This is a genomic window from Bradyrhizobium betae, assembly GCF_008932115.1.
GTDB lineage: Bacteria > Pseudomonadota > Alphaproteobacteria > Rhizobiales > Xanthobacteraceae > Bradyrhizobium > Bradyrhizobium betae.
In genome coordinates this window covers 6,409,136-6,426,907 of record NZ_CP044543.1, presented here as the reverse complement: position 1 = coordinate 6,426,907, position 17,772 = coordinate 6,409,136, and the positions used below count along the sequence as shown (strand labels likewise).

21 protein-coding genes are annotated in these 17,772 nt (G+C 65.1%); 9 read left to right on the top strand and 12 right to left on the bottom strand.

Going from position 1 to position 17,772, the window contains the following annotated elements; genetic code table 11:
• The first annotated feature begins 110 nt into the window (after positions 1–110).
• Positions 111–1,520 (top strand): type I glutamate--ammonia ligase, encoded by a 1,410-nt coding sequence (gene glnA / locus F8237_RS31005; RefSeq protein WP_151649901.1) that lies wholly within the window; start codon positions 111–113, stop codon positions 1,518–1,520.
• Between the two features lie 78 nt (positions 1,521–1,598).
• Here the strand turns inward: glnA and F8237_RS31000 are convergent, their stop codons facing one another.
• Complete coding sequence (locus F8237_RS31000) at positions 1,599–1,856, bottom strand: tautomerase family protein (RefSeq protein ID WP_151649900.1); 258 nt, start codon at positions 1,854–1,856, stop codon at positions 1,599–1,601.
• Positions 1,857–2,009: 153 nt separating this feature from the next.
• Here F8237_RS31000 and F8237_RS30995 point away from each other — a divergent pair, with 153 nt between their 5' ends.
• Positions 2,010–2,987 carry a GlxA family transcriptional regulator gene (locus F8237_RS30995; protein WP_151649899.1) on the top strand — a complete coding sequence of 326 codons (978 nt, stop codon included), beginning with the start codon at positions 2,010–2,012 and terminating at the stop codon, positions 2,985–2,987.
• Positions 2,988–2,998: 11 nt separating this feature from the next.
• Here the strand turns inward: F8237_RS30995 and F8237_RS30990 are convergent, their stop codons facing one another.
• The 3 genes from F8237_RS30990 to F8237_RS30975 all read right to left on the bottom strand — a co-directional run bounded on the left by F8237_RS30990 (position 2,999) and on the right by F8237_RS30975 (position 5,486).
• Positions 2,999–3,607 carry a hypothetical protein gene (locus tag F8237_RS30990; protein ID WP_151649898.1) on the bottom strand — a complete coding sequence of 203 codons (609 nt, stop codon included), beginning with the start codon at positions 3,605–3,607 and terminating at the stop codon, positions 2,999–3,001.
• A gap of 311 nt (positions 3,608–3,918) precedes the next feature.
• A complete protein-coding gene (locus F8237_RS30980) occupies positions 3,919–4,692 on the bottom strand; it encodes a gamma-glutamyl-gamma-aminobutyrate hydrolase family protein (RefSeq protein WP_151649897.1) in 774 nt (257 codons plus the stop codon).
• A gap of 89 nt (positions 4,693–4,781) precedes the next feature.
• The gene (locus F8237_RS30975) at positions 4,782–5,486 is read right to left on the bottom strand and encodes a hypothetical protein (RefSeq protein WP_151649896.1); all 705 of its coding nucleotides are present in this window, start codon (positions 5,484–5,486) and stop codon (positions 4,782–4,784) included.
• Between the two features lie 137 nt (positions 5,487–5,623).
• Here F8237_RS30975 and F8237_RS30970 point away from each other — a divergent pair, with 137 nt between their 5' ends.
• On the top strand, positions 5,624–6,796 hold the full coding sequence (locus F8237_RS30970) for an AI-2E family transporter (protein ID WP_374761615.1): 1,173 nt from the start codon (positions 5,624–5,626) through the stop codon (positions 6,794–6,796).
• 17 nt (positions 6,797–6,813) lie between these two features.
• Here F8237_RS30970 and F8237_RS30965 read toward each other — a convergent pair whose 3' ends face one another.
• The 6 genes from F8237_RS30965 to F8237_RS30940 form a co-directional block, all read right to left on the bottom strand.
• Positions 6,814–7,110 (bottom strand): antibiotic biosynthesis monooxygenase family protein, encoded by a 297-nt coding sequence (locus tag F8237_RS30965; protein WP_035673823.1) that lies wholly within the window; start codon positions 7,108–7,110, stop codon positions 6,814–6,816.
• A gap of 102 nt (positions 7,111–7,212) precedes the next feature.
• Positions 7,213–7,449, bottom strand: a complete 237-nt coding sequence (locus F8237_RS30960; protein ID WP_151649894.1) for a hypothetical protein — start codon at positions 7,447–7,449, stop codon at positions 7,213–7,215.
• 58 nt (positions 7,450–7,507) lie between these two features.
• Positions 7,508–8,728 carry a GGDEF domain-containing protein gene (locus F8237_RS30955; RefSeq protein WP_151649893.1) on the bottom strand — a complete coding sequence of 407 codons (1,221 nt, stop codon included), beginning with the start codon at positions 8,726–8,728 and terminating at the stop codon, positions 7,508–7,510.
• A 229-nt stretch (positions 8,729–8,957) separates the two neighbouring features.
• Complete coding sequence (gene rpsI, locus F8237_RS30950) at positions 8,958–9,434, bottom strand: 30S ribosomal protein S9 (protein WP_151649892.1); 477 nt, start codon at positions 9,432–9,434, stop codon at positions 8,958–8,960.
• A gap of 2 nt (positions 9,435–9,436) precedes the next feature.
• Positions 9,437–9,901: a 50S ribosomal protein L13 gene (rplM, locus tag F8237_RS30945; RefSeq protein ID WP_148745853.1), complete on the bottom strand. Its 465-nt coding sequence runs from the start codon at positions 9,899–9,901 to the stop codon at positions 9,437–9,439.
• A 158-nt stretch (positions 9,902–10,059) separates the two neighbouring features.
• The gene (locus F8237_RS30940; RefSeq protein WP_018642441.1) at positions 10,060–10,488 is read right to left on the bottom strand and encodes a PaaI family thioesterase; all 429 of its coding nucleotides are present in this window, start codon (positions 10,486–10,488) and stop codon (positions 10,060–10,062) included.
• 87 nt (positions 10,489–10,575) lie between these two features.
• Here F8237_RS30940 and F8237_RS30935 point away from each other — a divergent pair, with 87 nt between their 5' ends.
• The 4 genes from F8237_RS30935 (at position 10,576) to F8237_RS30920 (ending at position 13,934) form a co-directional block, all read left to right on the top strand.
• Positions 10,576–11,400: an enoyl-CoA hydratase gene (locus tag F8237_RS30935; protein WP_151649891.1), complete on the top strand. Its 825-nt coding sequence runs from the start codon at positions 10,576–10,578 to the stop codon at positions 11,398–11,400.
• A gap of 25 nt (positions 11,401–11,425) precedes the next feature.
• A complete protein-coding gene (locus tag F8237_RS30930) occupies positions 11,426–12,010 on the top strand; it encodes a CoA-binding protein (RefSeq protein ID WP_151649890.1) in 585 nt (194 codons plus the stop codon).
• 118 nt (positions 12,011–12,128) lie between these two features.
• Complete coding sequence (locus F8237_RS30925) at positions 12,129–13,409, top strand: O-acetylhomoserine aminocarboxypropyltransferase (RefSeq protein ID WP_151649889.1); 1,281 nt, start codon at positions 12,129–12,131, stop codon at positions 13,407–13,409.
• A gap of 180 nt (positions 13,410–13,589) precedes the next feature.
• Complete coding sequence (locus F8237_RS30920) at positions 13,590–13,934, top strand: hypothetical protein (RefSeq protein WP_151649888.1); 345 nt, start codon at positions 13,590–13,592, stop codon at positions 13,932–13,934.
• 1 nt (position 13,935) lies between these two features.
• Here the strand turns inward: F8237_RS30920 and F8237_RS30915 are convergent, their stop codons facing one another.
• Positions 13,936–15,018 (bottom strand): COX15/CtaA family protein, encoded by a 1,083-nt coding sequence (locus F8237_RS30915; RefSeq protein ID WP_151649887.1) that lies wholly within the window; start codon positions 15,016–15,018, stop codon positions 13,936–13,938.
• A 103-nt stretch (positions 15,019–15,121) separates the two neighbouring features.
• On the opposite strand from F8237_RS30915, the gene F8237_RS30910 reads away from it, so the two are divergent.
• A complete protein-coding gene (locus F8237_RS30910; RefSeq protein ID WP_151649886.1) occupies positions 15,122–15,343 on the top strand; it encodes a DUF2842 domain-containing protein in 222 nt (73 codons plus the stop codon).
• Here the strand turns inward: F8237_RS30910 and F8237_RS30905 are convergent.
• Positions 15,333–16,376 carry a polysaccharide deacetylase family protein gene (locus F8237_RS30905; RefSeq protein ID WP_151649885.1) on the bottom strand — a complete coding sequence of 348 codons (1,044 nt, stop codon included), beginning with the start codon at positions 16,374–16,376 and terminating at the stop codon, positions 15,333–15,335. The genes F8237_RS30910 and F8237_RS30905 overlap by 11 nt on opposite strands.
• Before the next feature lie 140 nt (positions 16,377–16,516).
• Between F8237_RS30905 and F8237_RS30900 the strand changes: the two genes are divergently transcribed.
• Positions 16,517–17,698 (top strand): GNAT family N-acetyltransferase, encoded by a 1,182-nt coding sequence (locus tag F8237_RS30900; RefSeq protein WP_151649884.1) that lies wholly within the window; start codon positions 16,517–16,519, stop codon positions 17,696–17,698.
• Positions 17,699–17,772 lie beyond the last annotated feature (74 nt).

Genomic DNA, 17,772 nt, shown 5'->3' with positions numbered 1-17,772 from the left:
AGGCTGCTTCGGCGGCCTGATTTCGTTTGTGCGATCGCGCGCGAACTCGCCAAAAGCGAGAACAATCTTGCTCACCTGGAAACCGACCCGCAGAGCCAAAAGGGGTATGCATGAAGACCGCCAAAGACGTCCTGAAATCGATCAAGGACAACGACGTTAAGTACGTCGACCTGCGCTTCACCGATCCGCGCGGCAAGTGGCAGCATGTGACGTTCGACGTCAGCATGATCGACGACGACATCTTCGCCGAAGGGACGATGTTCGACGGCTCCTCGATCGCCGGCTGGAAGGCGATCAACGAGTCCGACATGTGCCTGATGCCCGATCCGGTGACCGCGACGATCGATCCGTTCTTCGCCGAGACCACCATGGTCATCACCTGCGACGTGCTCGAGCCGACCACCGGCGAGCCCTATAACCGCGACCCCCGCGGCATCGCCAAGAAGGCGGAAGCCATGGTGAAGTCGATGGGCGTGGGCGACAGCGTGTTCGTCGGTCCCGAAGCCGAGTTCTTCGTGTTCGACGACGTCCGCTTCTCCAGCGGCCCCTACAACACCGGCTTCCGTCTCGACTCCTCGGAGCTGCCGACCAACTCCGACACCGAATATGAAGGCGGCAATCTCGGCCACCGCATCCGTGCCAAGGGCGGCTACTTCCCGGTCCCGCCGCAGGACTCGGTGCAGGACATGCGCTCGGAAATGCTCGGCGCCATGGCCAAGATGGGCGTCAAGGTCGAGAAGCACCATCACGAGGTCGCCTCCGCCCAGCACGAGCTCGGCATGAAGTTTGACACGCTGACGCTGATGGCCGACCACATGCAGATCTACAAGTACTGCATCCACCAGGTCGCGCACATCTACGGCAAGACCGCCACCTTCATGCCGAAGCCGATCTACGGCGACAACGGCTCGGGCATGCACGTGCACCAGTCGATCTGGAAGGACGGCAAGCCGGTGTTCGCCGGCAACAAGTACGCCGACCTGTCGGAGACCTGCCTCCACTACATCGGCGGCATCATCAAGCACGCCAAGGCGATCAACGCCTTCACCAACCCGTCGACCAACTCCTACAAGCGCCTGGTCCCGGGCTATGAGGCTCCCGTGCTGCTCGCCTATTCCGCGCGCAACCGCTCGGCCTCCTGCCGCATCCCCTACACGGCGAACCCGAAGGCCAAGCGTGTCGAGGTGCGTTTCCCCGATCCGCTCGCCAATCCCTATCTCGGCTTCGCATCGATGCTGATGGCCGGCCTCGACGGCATCAAGAACAAGATCGATCCGGGTCCGGCGATGGACAAGGACCTCTACGACCTGCCGAAGGAAGAGCTGAAGCAGATCCCGACCGTCTGCGGCTCGCTCCGCGAGGCGCTCGAAAACCTCGACAAGGACCGCGGCTTCCTCAAGAACGGCGGCGTGTTCGACGACGACTTCATCGACGCTTACATCGAGCTGAAGATGACCGAAGTCGCCCGCTTCGAAATGACCCCGCACCCGGTCGAATTCGACATGTACTACTCGGGCTAAGCCGCTCGAATAATCCCGACAAGCAAAAGGCGCTTCCGAAAGGAAGCGCCTTTTCGTTTTTGGGAGGGCGAATGCGAACTACGCCTTCACAAGCCGCCGTCCGTCCGCGCCGATCGCACCGAATGTCTGCGCGATGACCTCCGGCGTCGGCTGCGTGCCGCCGAGCGACCAATGCGCCGGCTCCTGCTCGTCGATCCTGACCCAGACGTTGCGGCGGAAGTCCGCGCTGCCATGCCCTTCGACCTCGACCATCAGGTCGGTGACGCGCGCGAGCAGGGTCTTCTTCTGCTCGGCATCCAGGATGCCGCGCACGGTGGAAATGGTGATGTAAGGCATATGTCTCTCCAATCATGTCGCGTCGTGACGACGGCGCGAGACTGGACCGGACATGCTCGTGAAGGCAGTGGCGGATAAGACAGACATCGGGCAATTTCCGCCACGCGGCCCCGCGCCGATCGGATAGGATCGACGCAACCGCCTGGAGGTCCCATGAAGCTCGCAATATTGGCATTGGAAGGCTGCATGCATTCGGCGATCGCGGGGATCGCCGACGTCCTGTCGATCGCCAATCATGTGATGCAGCAGACCGGCGCAGGCTCGCGCTTCACATGGCAGACGCTTTCGCTCGACAGCAAGGCCGTGCGCGCCGGTGGCGGCCAGATGGTCTCGGTCGACGGCGCGATCGGCAAACGCGCCAGCTTCGACGCGATCATCGTCCCCGGCAACCTCGTCGATCACGTCACGGCCGAGCGCCTGCAACCGCAATATGCCCGGGCCGGCGCATGGCTGCGGCAGCAACATGCCAACGGCCGGCTGATCGGCGCGTTTTGCAGCGGCGTTTTCCTGCTGGCCGGAGCCGGCTTGCTCGACCACCGCCGCGCCACCATCACCTGGTGGCTGCAAGGCGAGCTGCGGCAGCGCCATCCCACCATCGACCTTGCCGCCGATGCCGTCATCACCGTCGCGGACCGCATCGTCTGCGCGGCCGGACCGATGTCGTGGGTCGACCTCCTGCTCAAGCTGATCGAGCTGGTCGAAGGCAAGGAGATCGCAAAGCTCTGCGCGGACTACGTCGTCATCGACACCGCGCAGCGCACCCAATCGATCTTCATGCCCGTCGGCTATCTGCTCTCGCAGGACCCGCTGCTGACCCGGGCCGATCTTCTGGTCCGGCGTACCGGCAAGAGGCCGATGACGGTCAAGCGTCTCGCGGGCGCGCTCGGCCTCAGCGAGCGCACACTGAACCGGAAGTTTCAGGAACTCACGCGCGAGCCGCCGCAGGCCTTCATCACGCGCCGCCGCGTCGAGCACGCCCGCACACTGCTCGAGACGACGACGCAGCCGGTCAAGACGATCGCCCGCACGGCCGGCTACGAGGACGAGAGCAGCTTTCGCAAGGCGTTCCGCAAGCTGACCTTGATGTCTCCGCAGGCCTATCGCGCGCGCCGCATGGACCCGGCGGCGTAAGAGCGGCCCCGTCACTTATCCGGAAAATTCACCCCGATCTCCGTCACGACAGGTGCAAACTTCACCAGCGCCGCGTTGTCGGAGGCCGCCTTGACGCCGTCGCCGGAGAGCGACCTGGGCGCGCCGGCGTTCTTGCCGAAGCGGATCGTGATGGTGCAGCCGCCTTGCAGCGGACGGCTGAACGCGCCGCCCTTCCAGTCGGTGACGAAGCCGCCATAGTCCCAATCGAATCCGCTGACCAGGAACGGCTTGCCGTTGGCCTTCTGCACGTCGGCAAGGCTCGATCCGATCGTGACGCCATTGACGCTCCAGCGGCTGGGCTTGCCGGTGTCGCGCAAGGTCAAGCCGGAGGCGCGCCTGGCCTTGTCGTCGGTGAAGGCGACCTCGATGCGGCGGTCCGTCGTCTTCGGAAACAGCACGACGCCCTTGTATTGTTCGCCCTCGGCGCCCGGCAGGTCCTGCACCACTGCCTCCTTGCCGAAACGCTGTTTCAGGCTCTTCTCGGTATCAGCCGGCGCAACCGGTGAGGCACAGGTGATCGGGCCTTCCTGCGGCGGCGCGGTTTGGGCGAATGCGGGGGATGCGAGCAGGACGAGAGCAATGGCCGTGCGGCGGATCATGGGGATGCAATTCCAATTTCGAAAACGAATTGCAAGGTAGCGCGCGCGGATGGTCGTTCACAACTCGAAAGCATGGATCAATTCCGGGCCACCCGCGACGACAGATGCAGCCGCCAGCCCGCATCTATGATCGTCACCCTGAGGCGGCCGCTTCTTCAGCGGCCCTCGAAGGGCGACAGCCCGGCTGCATCTCGGCCGTGCATCCTTCGAGGCTCCCGGCGCGATGCTTTGCATCGCGCCACTCGCACCTCAGGATGACGGGTAGCGGTGATCGCGCTGAAATAGCGCCTTCGCCCCGGCGTGCAATCCGCCTACGCCGCCGCGCCCTGCTTCGTCACCAGGGCTTCGCCGAACGCTTCGAACAGCTTGCGGTTGATCGGATTGCGCTGCGGGTCGTATTCGGCGTGCCATTGCACGCCGAGCGCGAAGGTCGGGGCTTCCGCGATGCGGATCGCCTCGATGGTGCCATCCTCGGCGACGCCTTCGATCAGCACGCGCTTGCCGGGATCGAGGATGCCCTGGCCGTGCAGCGAATTGACGCGAATTTTCTCGCAGCCGAGCAGCTGCGCGAACGCGCCGCCCGGCGTGAGATCGACGTCGTGGCGGTCGGCGAACACCACGGTCGGATCGGGATGGATCTCGCCGTTTTCGAGCCTCGGCATCCGGTGGTTTATGCGGCCCGGGATTTCGCGGATCTCCGGATGCAGCGAGCCGCCGAAGGCAACGTTCATCTCCTGCAAGCCGCGGCAGATGCCGAACAGCGGAATGCCGCGGGCGACGCAGGCGACCGAGAGCGCCAGCGCGACCTCGTCGCGGTGGATGTCATAGGGCTCGTGCGCCTCACACGGATCGACATTGAAACGGGTCGGATGAACGTTGGCGCGGGCGCCGGTCAGCACGATGCCGTCGACGGTGTCGAGCAGCGCACTGATGTCGGTAATGTCGGGCGCGCCCGCGAACATCAGCGGAAGGCCGCCGGAAACCTCGGCCACGGCGCGCAGATTGCGCTCGCCGACCATCTGGACCTGAAATCGATTTTCGACGCGATGGGCGTTCCCGATCACGCCGACGACCGGCTTTCTCATCTTCCGTTCCGACCTCCCAGTAAGAAGATTCTCCAAACATGCCCTTGGCATGGCACAAATTCAACGCTGGGGTACGCGGGACGGCAATGCTATTTTCGCGCAAATGCCTCCCGGGCCTCGATCTCGCTCCCGGCGGGCAGGCCGGCGGCCTTCAGCGCGGTTGCCGCCAGCTCGCCCGGCGCGGCCAGCCAAGTCAACTTGGCCTCGATTCCGCGCGTCACGGGCTCCCCGAGCACGCCACCGAAATCGATCGGCCAGAGCCCGTTGGGCACCACCTCGGCGGTGAGCCCGCGGATGGCGTAGCCGTCGCCCAGAACCGCCTCCGCATGGTCGCCGGCGACGAGGCGCGCGGTCCCGGGGTCTGCGGGATCGCCAAAGCTCACGAGCACGGGGACGAGGTCCCCCTGCACCGGGACCATGCCGGTCTGCCGGTTGAGCTCGTTGAACGAGACGCGATTGCCGCGCGCGGCACCATAGGCGCGGAGCGCGACATAGTTGATGTCGTCGAGGTCGAGCTTGGCGCCCTGCCGATGCGCCAGCAAGGCCACCAGGTTCTTCCCCTGGCCGAGGTCGACGAACACGGCCTCCCCCCGCATCGTGGTGCGGCCGCCGCGGCTATAGCCGCGGTCGGGTACGACGGACAGAATGCCGGCCCCGGTCCTGATCCCGCCCGGCGTCGTCACCTCGACCGTGAGGCGATATTTGTGGCCGGGCCGGTTGATCCGGATCTGGTCGCCGATCACGAGCACGGCCAGAAGCCCGAGCAGACCGGCCCACTTGCTGATGAAACTCAAGCCGCCCCCACCTGTTCTCTCCTCATCGCTCTGCACCGTTCGCACGGCAGCGTCAAACCAGCGCGTTGACGCGGTCTTGATCCGAAGCGCGTTTGTCGAAAGAGTGCGCCGCACGCAGCCGCCGAAAAGGACATGATGTGACCAGCCCCAGAGATGAACGGCCCCGGACCCGTACTGATCAGGTTGCGGGTCAGGCTTCGGGTCATGCTTGGGATCAAGCTTGGGCGATTGCGGTCGGGGGCATCGGCGTCGTGCTGTTCACCGCGCTGCTGGCCTTCACCTGGTATTTTGCCGCCACACTGTTGCTGATCTTCGCCGGCATGCTGTTCGGCGTCGCCCTCAATGCGCTGACCAATGCGCTCGGCCGCCGGATCCATCTGCCGCACACGCTGCGCCTTGCGATCGTGTGCGCCGTGCTGGCCGTGATGCTCGCGGGCGTCGCTTATCTCGGCGGCGCCACCATCGCTGATCAGGCTTCGCTGCTCAGCAAGACCATCAAGTCGCAGATCACGAACGTGAAGTCCTTCCTCGACAGCCACGGCGTCGACACCAGCTTCTTCGATCTCGGCAGTGCCGCGCCGGCTGCCGCAACCGACGCGGGCTCGACACCCGCCCCGAACTCAGGCTCACATGGTGGGTTGCCAAGCGGCGCGGGCGCGCTCGCCTCGAGCGGCGGCGCGATCGTGAGCCAGACCTTCAAGCTGCTGTTCGGCGCGATCAGCGCCGTCGGCAACATCTTCATCGTGCTGTTTCTCGGGCTCGCTTTTGCCGCCCAGCCGATCATCTATCACGACGGCCTGCTGTTCCTTGCGCCGGCAAGGCATCGCACCCGCGTCGCCCTGATCATCGACCGCGTCAGCGAGACGCTGGAGCGCTGGCTGATCGCGCAGATCGTCGTGATGATTGCGGTCGGCGTGGTGACCTGGATCGGGCTCGCCCTGATCGGCATCCCCGGCTCGTTCATCCTGGGGATCCAGGCCGGATTGCTCGCCTTCATCCCGACCGTCGGGGCCATCATCGCCGGCGTCATCGTCGTGCTGGCGAGCCTCGCCTCAGGCTGGGTCGCAGCGCTGTCGGCCTTCGTGCTGTTCCTCGGCGTCCACGCCATGGAAAGCTATGTGCTGACGCCATTGCTCCAGCGCCAGGCACTGGACATCCCGCCGGCCACGCTGTTCGCGTTCCAGATTCTGCTCGGCGTCGTGTTCGGAATCTGGGGCCTTGCGCTGGCGCTCCCGCTGGTCGCCATCGCCAAGGTCATGATCGATCATTTCAAGACGTATGAGGCGCCCCCTCTGGCAGAGGCGGCCTGAGGCCGCCTGCGGGCCGCTCAGGTCGTCAGCACGGTCTCGGTGTGCTCGACCTCCGGGGGCGAGGCAAAATACTGGCCGACGAGGCCGCGCCATTCGGTGAAATTCTCGGAGCCGCGGAAATCGACGGTATGGTTTTCCAGCGTCGCCCACTTCACCATCAGCCGGTAGCGCTGCGGCTTCTCGATCGACTTGTGCAGCTCGAAGCCGTGAAACCCCTTGGAGCGGCCGAAGGCGGCCTTGGCCTTGGCGACGGCGGCCTCGAAATCCTTCTCGCTGCCCGGCTTGACGTCGATTTGCGCGATCTCGGTGATCATCGGCTTCCACCCTGTTTTGTTTGACGGGCGTGTCTACCGCAGACGGCGACAAAGAAAAAGGCGCCGAAGCGGCGCCCTGATCGGCCGGAAATGCGGGCGCCCTCAGGCAAACAGCAGAACGATTCCCGCCACGACAAGCGCACAACCGCCAAACAGCGCGAACGGCCAGTAGCTGCGGCTCTGCGTGTATCGCCCCTGGGCGCGGCGCTCGGTGATCAACGCGCGCTCATACTCGTCCGCGGTGGAGAACAGACAGGCGAAACCGCCGCGTGCCGAGGCCGCAGCGGCTTCGAGCGACATCAGGGCTGCCTGCGGGTTCTGTCGACGGATCGATTCCATGACCGCAATGGTAGGGATCGAGCGGTAAACAGGGGGTTACCGCAGGGCCTCCCGCGCCTCAGGCCGTCGCCGACTGTGTCCGCGGCACACTGATCCGCGCCGCGCTCTGGCGGCGCCAGTTCTCCAGTGACAGCGGCAGCTCCTCGGCCGCCTCGACGCGGTTGCGGCCGCCGCGCTTGGCCTGGTAGAGCGCGGTGTCGGCTGAGGCCAGCAGCACCTCGAGTTCGGTGCCGGCCGGACCGCCCGCGACGCCGATGCTGACGGTGGTGTCGACCGGGCCTTCGTCGACCACGACGCCCGAGGTCTCGAAGGCCTCGCGCACGCGTTCGGCGACCAGCACGCCCTCCTCCAGCGAACACGGCAACAGGGCCGCGAACTCCTCGCCGCCGATGCGTCCCGACATGTCGGTGATGCGCAGATTGCTGACCACCACGGTCGAGAACAGCTTCAGCATCTCGTCGCCGGCGGGATGGCCGAAGCGATCGTTGATCGACTTGAAATGGTCGATGTCGAAGATCATCACGGTCACGGGACGGCCGGCCTTGGCTTCGCGCTCGATGACGCGGCCGCAGGCTTCCGAGAAGCCGCGGCGGTTGAGCATGCCGGTCAGGGGATCGGTCGATGCGGCGGTCCGGTGCGCCGTCACCGTGCGCTCCGACACCAGCATGAAGATCACGAATACGGTGCCGACGGCATAGAGGATCAGCTCGACGGCGAACACCGTGACCCAGATGCTGCCGGAGAAGCCGGCGTCGTTGGGACGCAGGAAGCTGCCGAGCAGGATCGGCAGCATCAAGACGCAGCCGTGCATCACGGGCACGACGAAGGCCGGCCAGCGCCGTTGCAGGCTCTTGCGCCGCTCGACCCAGAGCTCGCTCGCGGTCAGCGCCGCGTAGACCGAGACGATGCAGGCGCCGACGATCATGCGCAGCATCGAGGCCGCGGGATCGAGCAACGTGACGGCGGCGGCCCAGGCCAGCGCGCCGACGAGGAGACCGGGCCAGTTCGGCTTGCGACCGTGGAAGACACGCGCCGCGTTCCACACCATGCCGCAGGCAACGAAGCCGACCGCGTTCAGCGCCAGATAGAGATGCGGGCCGAGCTTGTCGCCGGCCGCAGTCCATAGCGCGACCGAAGCCGCGCCCAGCAGATATGCGGTGCCCCACCATTTCAGCGCAGGACTGTTTTCCTGCCTGCCGAAAAATACCATCATGGCGCCGAGCAGTGCGGCAACCATGGTGGCGACCAAATAGAGCGTGATGCTATCGAGCGACATCATGTCGGCCCCCTCTTAGACATAGCAGTTACGCGATCGGCCCAGCCGACTTGCGCGCCCTTCCAGATGCGACGCTATGTCCCGCGAGTTCCATTCAGGTTTTCGCGCGTGCCCAAGTTTTCGGGAAACTCGCCATCAATTTGCGTACAAACGAACAGCAAAAAGAGCGCTGAAATCAGCGCCCTTTTGCATCTCATTGAAGCCGCTTTCGCGGCGAATGTGACCGAAACGATTAACGCTTCGAGAACTGGAAGGACCGGCGGGCCTTGGCCTTACCGTACTTCTTGCGCTCGACCACGCGCGAGTCGCGGGTGAGGAAGCCGCCCTTCTTGAGCACCGAGCGCAGCTCCGGCTCGAAATAGGTCAGCGCCTTGGAGATGCCGTGACGGACCGCACCGGCCTGGCCGGACAGACCGCCGCCGGCGACGGTGCAGATCACATCGTACTGGCCGGCACGGGCGGCCACGACGAACGGCTGCTCGATCATCATGCGCAGCACGGGACGGGCGAAATAGACCTCGACCTCACGGGCGTTGACGGTGACCTTGCCGGCGCCCGGCTTGATCCAGACGCGGGCGACCGCGTCCTTGCGCTTGCCGGTGGCGTAGGCGCGGTTGAACTTGTCGACCTTCTTCTCGTGCTTGGGCGCATCGGGCGCCGCCGTCTTGAGCTGCGAGAGCTGGTCGAGCGACTGAATGGATTCGGCCATGATTATGCGGCCCTCGTGTTCTTGCGGTTCAGCTTGGCGATGTCGAGCTTCTCGGGCGTCTGGGCCTCGTGCGGATGATCGGCGCCGCCGTAGACACGGAGGTTGCCCATCTGGACGCGACCGAGCGGACCACGCGGGATCATGCGCTCGACGGCCTTCTCCAGCACGCGCTCGGGATGCTTGCCCTCGAGGATCTGGCGCGCGGTGCGCTCCTTGATGTGGCCGACATAGCCGGTGTGCTTGTAATAGGTCTTCTGCTCGCGCTTGCGGCCGGTGAGGACCGCATGCTGCGCGTTGATGATGATGACGTTGTCGCCGCAATCAACGTGCGGGGTGTAGGTCGGGAGGTGCTTGCCGCGCAGGCGCATGGCGACGATGGTGGCGAGACGGCCGACGACCAGACCCTTGGCGTCGATCAGGACCCACTTCTTCGTCACCTCAGCCGGCTTTGCCGAAAAGGTTTTCATATCGGAGTTTCCGTGGACGGGAGAGATCGGCGCGAACACCGCGCCGGACTGCGCGGTTTTCTAGAGAAGAGAGGCGCCACGGTCAATGCCCCACGACGGAAATTAGATATTGAAAATCAATATCTTACAATTAAGGTGTTATAATACCCTCAAAAAGCTCAAACATTTGGAATGGAATAGGTCGAGGTGACATGGGCGATCGGATCGGGCGAGGTGCCGGACAAGAGGTTCACCTCCCCGACCGCGAGCCGCTTGCCGAGCTTGAGCAACCGGGCCTCCGCGAGCACATCCTGCCCCGGCTGGCCCTTGCGCAGGAAGTTGATGTTCAAATTGGTGGTCACAGCGAGCCCGATCGGGCCGATCGCGGACAGGAGCACCACGTACATCGCGAAATCGGCCAACGCCATCAGCGTCGGCCCGGACACGGTTCCGCCCGGCCGCAGCATCCTTTCGCTGTAGCGTTGGCGCAAGAGGCAGGTCTGGCCGTCTGCGCTCTCGATCGTGATGTCATCGCCGCTGAAGGCCTGGGGAAACTCGTCGCGGAGAAACTGCTCGACCTCCGCCACGCTCATTTTCGCTAACGCCATGCTACGCCTCACCCTCGCTTCACGTCCCCTGTTACATTAAGTTGTCTGCGTCATCCAATTGCAATCATTCAAACGGAAATCGCGTCAATGCCCGTCCAGGCCGCCCGCGCCCCCTCCCCGCAACCGCCGATTCTGCTCCGCGAAACGATCGGCAGCATTGCGATCCTGACGCTCAACCGTCCGGCCGCGCGCAACAGCCTGTCGGCGGCGATGATCGCGACCCTGCATGCCGAGCTCAACGAGATCCACGACGACAAGGCGGTCCGCGGCGTGGTGATCGCCGCCAACGGCCCCGCCTTCTCCGCCGGCCACGACATGAAGGAACTGACCGCCCGCCGCGCCGATCCCGATCGCGGCCGCGCCTTTTTCGCCGAGATGATGACCGCCTGCAGCGCGATGATGCAGGCGGTCGTGCGCCTGCCGAAGCCCGTGGTCGCGGCCGTCCAGGGCATCGCCACCGCGGCCGGCTGCCAGCTCGTCGCGAGCTGCGATCTTGCGATCGCCTCCGAAGCCGCGAGCTTCGCCACGCCCGGCGTCGACATCGGTCTGTTCTGCTCGACGCCGATGGTGGCGCTGTCGCGCAACGTGCCGCGCAAGCAGGCGATGGAGATGCTGCTCACGGGCGAGCCGGTCCCGGCCGCGCGCGCCCGCGAGATCGGCCTCGTCAATCGCGTGGTCGCCGCCGGCACCGAGCGCGACGAAGCGATTGCGCTGGCGGAAAAGGTCGCGCTGAAATCAGCCTACACGGTCAAGCTCGGCAAGGAGGCGTTCTATCGCCAGGCCGAGATGAACCTTGCGGACGCCTATCGCTATGCGGCAGAGGTGATGACCGAGAACATGATGGCGCGCGACGCCGAGGAAGGCATCAAGGCCTTCATCGAGAAGCGCACGCCGACATGGCGGGATGAGTGACACCGTCAACAAGAAAAGACGAGCAATGAACCACGACGCCTATCCCGACAATTACATCCGCGGCATCCTCAACGGCGTGAAGTCGATCGCGATGGTCGGCGCCTCGCCGGTCAATGTGCGGCCGAGCTATTTCGCCTTCAAATATCTGGCGCAGCGCGGCTACGACATGATCCCGGTCAATCCGGGCCATGTCGGCAAGGAGCTGCTCGGAAAGCCCTTCGTCGCCTCGCTGTCCGACATCGGCCGGCCCATCGACATGATCGACATCTTCCGCAACTCCAGCCACATACTGCCTGTCGTCGAAGAAGCGCTCACACTCGACCCGTTGCCGAAGGTGATCTGGATGCAGCTCGGTGCACGCGACGACGCGGCGGCGGCGAAAGCGGAATCGGTCGGGATCAAGGTCGTGATGAACCGCTGCCCCAAGATCGAATATGGCCGTTTGTCGTCCGAGATCTCCTGGATGGGCGTGAATTCGCGCACGCTGAGTTCGAAGCGCGCGCCGGCACCGACGCAGGGCATGCGCCTGTCCCTCAATCGGATGAGTGTCGGCGGCGGTGACACTGCGGCATCGGACCGCGCTGCAAAAAACAAGACGGAGCAAAGTTGACGTCCAATGCGCGCACGTGACAATCGTAGCGCGGTGATGTGAAGCAGCGCCTTGACGGCGGGCGCTGCGACGATCAGCATGCCGCGCGATTTCAGACCACGAGAACAGGACGCCCCCAATGAGCGATCGCCTTCCGGGATTTTCGACCCTCGCCGTGCATGCCGGTGCACAGCCCGATCCCACCACCGGTGCGCGCGCGACTCCGATTTATCAAACGACGTCTTTCGTCTTCAACGACGCCGACCACGCCGCCTCGCTGTTCGGCCTGCAGGCGTTCGGCAACATCTATACCCGCATCGGCAATCCCACCAACGCGGTGCTGGAGGAGCGCGTTGCCGCGCTCGAAGGCGGGACCGCCGCGCTCGCGGTGGCCTCGGGCCATGCCGCGCAGGTCGTGGTGCTGCAGCAATTGCTCCAGCCCGGCGACGAGTTCATCGCCGCGCGCAAGCTCTATGGCGGCTCGATCAACCAGTTCACGCACGCGTTCAAGAGCTTTGGCTGGAACGTGGTGTGGGCCGATCCCGATGACATCGGCAGCTTCGAGCGCGCGGTGACACCGCGCACGAAGGCGATCTTCATCGAGTCCATCGCCAATCCCGGCGGCAGCATCACCGACATCGAGGCGATCTCGACGGTAGCACGCAAGGCGGGCGTTCCGCTGATCGTCGACAACACGCTGGCCTCGCCCTATCTAATCCGCCCGATCGACCACGGCGCTGACATCGTCGTGCATTCGCTGACGAAATTCCTGGGCGGCCACGGCAACTCGCTTGGCGGCATCATCGTCGATGCCGGCACCTTCGATTGGTCGGCGAGCGGCAAATATCCGATGCTGTCGGAGCCGCGGCCGGAATATCACGGCATCCGCCTCCAGGAGACTTTCGGCAATTTCGCCTTCGCGATCGCCTGCCGCGTGCTCGGCCTGCGTGACCTCGGACCGGCGCTGTCACCCTTCAACGCGTTCATGATTCTTACCGGCATCGAGACGCTGCCGCTGCGCATGCAGAAGCACTGCGAAAACGCCAAGGCCGTTGCCGAATTCCTCGCCGGCCATCCGGCGGTGGCCTCGGTCAGCTATGCGGGCCTCGCCAGCGACAAGTACAACCAGCTCGCGCGCAAATACGCGCCGAAGGGTGCGGGCGCGGTGTTCACCTTCAGCCTGAAGGGCGGCTACGATGCCGGCGTCAGCCTGGTGTCGAAGCTGCAGCTGTTCTCGCACCTGGCCAATGTCGGCGACACCCGATCGCTGGTGATTCATCCGGCCTCGACCACGCACAGCCAGCTCGACGACGCCGCAAAGATCAAGTCTGGCGCCGGCCCCGACGTGGTCAGACTCTCGATCGGCATCGAGGACAAGGAAGATCTGATCGCCGACCTGGAACAGGCGCTGGGGGCGTAGCGTCACTGTCATGCCGGGGCGCGCGTAGCGCGAACCCGGAACCTCGACGTTGCCTGGTTATCTCGAGATTCCGGGTTCGGTGCTTCGCACCGCCCCGGAATGACGATGCCGGTTAATACTCATTAACCATATCGGCCGCATACTTCGTCTTTGGATCACCCTTTTGATTCGGAGCCGACAATGCTGCGCTGGATGGTGCCTGCCCTTGCGGCCATGCTGACGATCTCGAGCGCGCTCGCCGCCGATCTGCCGGCGACGCCGAAGCGTCGGGCCGCGGCTGCGCCGCAGGAGCCGCCACAGGTCTATGTCGAGACCGATCCGGATGCGCTGATCTCGCCGGCCTATGGCATCGGCAGCTACATCCGCAATCTGCCGGGTACACCGCTCCTGCCCGGCTCGCACACGCTGCCGGGCAATTACGGCCGCCCCTGGGACTACGACTATCAGGGCTCGTATTACGGCGGGAAGCAGGTCGACTATTTCTGGCGCCTGCCCTACTCGTGCGGCATCTACGGCTATTGCTGAATCAGCCGGCCTGACCAACCGGAACCGCGCGCGGCTGCGCCTCCGTGGACTGCCGCGACGCAAGCCGTTCCACCTGCATGACCGCGAGCGTCAGCACTGCGATCGCCACCGCCTGATGCGAAAGCGCGAGGTCAATCGGCACCTGGTTGAGCAGCGTGAGGATGCCGAGCACCGCCTGCAGGCTCACCGCCGCGAACAGCCAGAGCGCGCCGCTGGCCGCCAGACCCGCGCGCGAGCGCACCGCGTCGATCGCGTGCAGCGCCGCCAGCACGAACAGCGCATAGGCCGTCATGCGGTGCTCGAACTGCACCGTCAGCACATTGTCGAACATGTTGCGCCACCACGGCGTCTCGAACCACAGCCGCTCGGCGGAGGGAATGAACACGCCGTCGATCTGCGGCCAGGTATTGTAGGCGCGTCCGGCGCGCAGGCCCGCGACCATCGCGCCGAAGTAGATCTGCACGAAGGTCAGGGCGAGAAGCAGCGCACTGGTGAAGCGCAGCCGCGCGGGCGCGGCGATCTGCGGCCGCTCCTTGAGCCGCCGCACCGTCCAGACGATGCCGGCGAAGATCAGCAGCGCCAGCACCAGATGCGTCGCCAGCCGGTATTGCGAGACCTCGACCCGCTCCGTCAGGCCCGAGGCCACCATCCACCAGCCGACCGCGCCCTGCAGGCCGCCGAGCGCGAACAGCAACCACAGCCTCCGCTTCAATTCACCGGACAGGCCGCCGCGCCACAGGAAGAACAGGAACGGCAGGAGATAGGCGACGCCGATGAACCGGCCGAGCAGTCGGTGGCTCCATTCCCACCAGAAGATCTGCTTGAACTCGGACAGGCTCATGCCGGCGTTGAGCTCGCGATATTGCGGGATCCTCTTGTAGGCATCGAACGCTTCGGTCCACGCCGCATCCGACAGCGGCGGCACGCTGCCCGTGACCGGCTTCCACTCGACGATCGAGAGCCCGGATTCCGTCAGCCGCGTCGCGCCGCCGACCAGCACCATCAGCGCGATCAGCGCGGCCACGGAGATCAGCCACCAGCGCACGGCGCGATGCGGCTTGGAAGGGGCGGAACTCGTCGTCATTTCAGGGGCAAAACCAAGACTAGAAGGCTTGAACCGGACTGCGTGCCCCTTATAGTCCCCCGCTCCCGCAGCGCAAGTTACGCGAAAGCCGCAGCATTCGGTCATGACGATCCGCACCCGCAAGTTCTTCGGCGCCATCCTTCTCCTGGTGCTCGCCACCGTCTGGGCCCTGCTCGGCATGGCGCTGGCGCAGATGCCATGGATCGCCGAGTCCGGCTGGCGGCAGGCGATCTATTACGTGGTTGTCGGCATGGGCTGGGTCTTGCCGGCAATGCCGATCGTGAGCTGGATGCAGCGGCCCGATCGCATCAAATCTAGCTCGTGAGACTGCCGGTCGGTTTCACCGGCGCGATGGCAACACCCGATACCAGCACGCGCAGCATGCGCAGCGAGCGCACGCGGCCGTCCCAGGAGATCCGCGGCAGCGCGCGCAGATTGGTGCGGCCCTCCGCGTCCACAATGCCGGGGATTGCCGACACCGCGCTGGCAAAGCCGGCCTCCTCCGCCATCACGACATGGCTGCGCCGGAACGAGGCGCGATCGCCGAACGGAAACGCCAGATGCTTGATCTCGCGGTGGAAGGCTGCTTCCGCCACCGCCTTGCCCATCGTCATCTCGCGTAGCGCGGCTGTGTCCTTCATGTTGGCGAGGACGGGATAGTTCACGGTCGCGCTGCCGACGGTGACGAGCGGGTCTGCCGCCAGCTTCGCCAGATCCTCCCAATCCATCGACGCTGCGCGTGAGAGCGCGGCAAGGTCGATCCGATAGCGCGTGCACAGATCGGCGATCGCAGCCGACACACCCGCCGGCGGCAGCGTACGCAGCCAGCTCTCAAGATGCGAAAACAGTGCCTGCTTCTCGGCATGACTGGTGACGACGAAGCGCTGCTCTTTCTCGCCCATCATCAGGCTGATGCGACTCTCGCGCGCGATTACCTGCTCGAGCCCGAGCCACCAGGCCTCTCCGACGCCATCGGGAAACGCGGTCGGCACGTAGATCGTGAACGGCACGGCGTGGCGCGCCAGCACCGGATGGGCGAAGCTGATGAGGTCCTTGGTCGCACCATCGAAGGTGAGCGCGACGAAGCGCCGATGCTCCGGCAGGGTCACCGCGCGACGGCAGACTTCGTCCATGCCGATAAAATCATACTTCCACCGCTTCAGCGCACGGATGGCGCGGTCGAGAAATTGCGGCGTGATCACGTTTTCGCGCAGCGGCTGGAACGCGCCGCGCCGCCGCGGCCGCACGTGCGAAAAACGCAGGATGGCGCCGGCACCACGACTGCGCAGCGCCGCCCGGCCGGTGAACCAGGCCAGTTCAAGCCACAACCGCTCCAGCCATCTGTCGTCGGATGACAATATCCCGCCTTCGCGTTCGCCGTCGGCCTGTTTGCCTGCTCAGTCCTTGCCCATTGTCCTTACCCTTTGTTGACCTTTCTTTGCAAAGGTCGGCAACAGTCCGAAATACGTATATTTTCGTTTCTCGACAGGTTTCGTGAATGACCATGGCTGCGGCGATGCAGAGCCGGACGGCAGAATCGCCAGCGCGGTCAAAAGCGAGCCGGATCGCGCATGTCGACATCGTCGGCGACCTCGGCGAGGCCGAAGCCGTCTGGCGTGCCTTCGAGCAGAGCGGCCACCTCTTCACGCCCTATCAGCGCTTCGACCTGCTCGGCCCATGGCAGCGACTGGTCGGCGGTTGCGACGGCGCCCGTCCCTTCATCGTGATTGCCCGCGACGCCGATCGCCGGCCGCTTGTGCTGCTGCCGCTCTCGCTGCGTCAGAGCCACGGCGTGCGCACCGCCTGCTTCATGGGCGGCAAGCACACCACCTTCAACATGGGCCTGTGGAACGCCGAGTTCGCGGCAGAGGTCGGCGCTGCCGATCTCGACGCGCTGCTGGCGCCGCTGCGCGAGCATGCCGACGTGCTGTCGCTGACACAGCAGCCGCTGCGCTGGAACGACCAGCAGAACCCGTTTGCGGCTTTCCCGCGGCAGAGCGCGATCAATGGCTGTCCGCTGCTGGTGATGGAGCCCGGCGGTCCGCCCGCATCGCGCATCAGCAGCTCCTTCCGCCGCCGCCTCAAGAGCAAGGAAAAGAAGCTCCAGGCGCTTGCCGGCTATCGCTATCACCTCGCCACCACGGACGCGGACGTTACCCGCCTGCTCGACTGGTTCTTCCGCGTCAAGCCGGTGCGGATGGCCGAGCAGAAGCTTCCGAACGTTTTTGCCGAGCCGGGCGTCGAGCAGTTCATCCGCAGCGCCTGCCTGGCGCCGCGCGGCGAAGGCCGCGTCATCGACATCCATGCGCTCGAATGCGAGGACGAGGTGATCGCGATCTTCGCCGGCGTCGCCGACGGCCAGCGCTTCTCGATGATGTTCAACACCTACACGATGTCCGAGCACGCCCGCTACAGCCCCGGGCTGATCCTGATGCGCTACATCATCGATCGCTACGCCGAGCGCGGCTACCGCTCGCTCGACCTCGGCATCGGCTCGGACGAGTACAAGCGGATGTTTTGCAAGGACGACGAAGACATCTTCGACAGCTTCGTGCCCCTGACCTCCCGCGGCAAGCTCGCGGCGATGGCGATGTCGTCATTGAGCCACGGCAAGCGGCTCGTGAAGCAGAACCAGATGCTGTTCGACCTCGCGCAGCGACTGCGGCGAGCGTTCGGGTAGAAACTCGAATTTCCTAGTATCGTAGGGTGGGCAAAGCGAAGCGTGCCCACCGCGTCTCCCGCAATCGTCGAAAG

Bases quoted from the DNA above. Each gene is read 5' to 3' on its own strand.
- rpsI (WP_151649892.1), bottom strand. From the start codon at position 9,434: ATGGCCGAATCCATTCAGTCGCTCGACCAGCTCTCGCAGCTCAAGACG.
- F8237_RS31000 (WP_151649900.1), bottom strand. From the start codon at position 1,856: ATGCCTTACATCACCATTTCCACCGTGCGCGGCATCCTGGATGCCGAG.
- F8237_RS30995 (WP_151649899.1), top strand. From the start codon at position 2,010: ATGAAGCTCGCAATATTGGCATTGGAAGGCTGCATGCATTCGGCGATC.
- F8237_RS30935 (WP_151649891.1), top strand. From the start codon at position 10,576: ATGCCCGTCCAGGCCGCCCGCGCCCCCTCCCCGCAACCGCCGATTCTG.
- F8237_RS30960 (WP_151649894.1), bottom strand. From the start codon at position 7,449: ATGGAATCGATCCGTCGACAGAACCCGCAGGCAGCCCTGATGTCGCTC.
- F8237_RS30940 (WP_018642441.1), bottom strand. From the start codon at position 10,488: ATGGCGTTAGCGAAAATGAGCGTGGCGGAGGTCGAGCAGTTTCTCCGC.
- F8237_RS30920 (WP_151649888.1), top strand. From the start codon at position 13,590: ATGCTGCGCTGGATGGTGCCTGCCCTTGCGGCCATGCTGACGATCTCG.
- F8237_RS30930 (WP_151649890.1), top strand. From the start codon at position 11,426: ATGAACCACGACGCCTATCCCGACAATTACATCCGCGGCATCCTCAAC.
- glnA (WP_151649901.1), top strand. From the start codon at position 111: ATGAAGACCGCCAAAGACGTCCTGAAATCGATCAAGGACAACGACGTT.
- F8237_RS30925 (WP_151649889.1), top strand. From the start codon at position 12,129: ATGAGCGATCGCCTTCCGGGATTTTCGACCCTCGCCGTGCATGCCGGT.
- F8237_RS30910 (WP_151649886.1), top strand. From the start codon at position 15,122: ATGACGATCCGCACCCGCAAGTTCTTCGGCGCCATCCTTCTCCTGGTG.
- F8237_RS30965 (WP_035673823.1), bottom strand. From the start codon at position 7,110: ATGATCACCGAGATCGCGCAAATCGACGTCAAGCCGGGCAGCGAGAAG.
- F8237_RS30900 (WP_151649884.1), top strand. From the start codon at position 16,517: ATGACCATGGCTGCGGCGATGCAGAGCCGGACGGCAGAATCGCCAGCG.
- F8237_RS30980 (WP_151649897.1), bottom strand. From the start codon at position 4,692: ATGAGAAAGCCGGTCGTCGGCGTGATCGGGAACGCCCATCGCGTCGAA.
- rplM (WP_148745853.1), bottom strand. From the start codon at position 9,901: ATGAAAACCTTTTCGGCAAAGCCGGCTGAGGTGACGAAGAAGTGGGTC.
- F8237_RS30990 (WP_151649898.1), bottom strand. From the start codon at position 3,607: ATGATCCGCCGCACGGCCATTGCTCTCGTCCTGCTCGCATCCCCCGCA.
- F8237_RS30915 (WP_151649887.1), bottom strand. From the start codon at position 15,018: ATGACGACGAGTTCCGCCCCTTCCAAGCCGCATCGCGCCGTGCGCTGG.
- F8237_RS30955 (WP_151649893.1), bottom strand. From the start codon at position 8,728: ATGATGTCGCTCGATAGCATCACGCTCTATTTGGTCGCCACCATGGTT.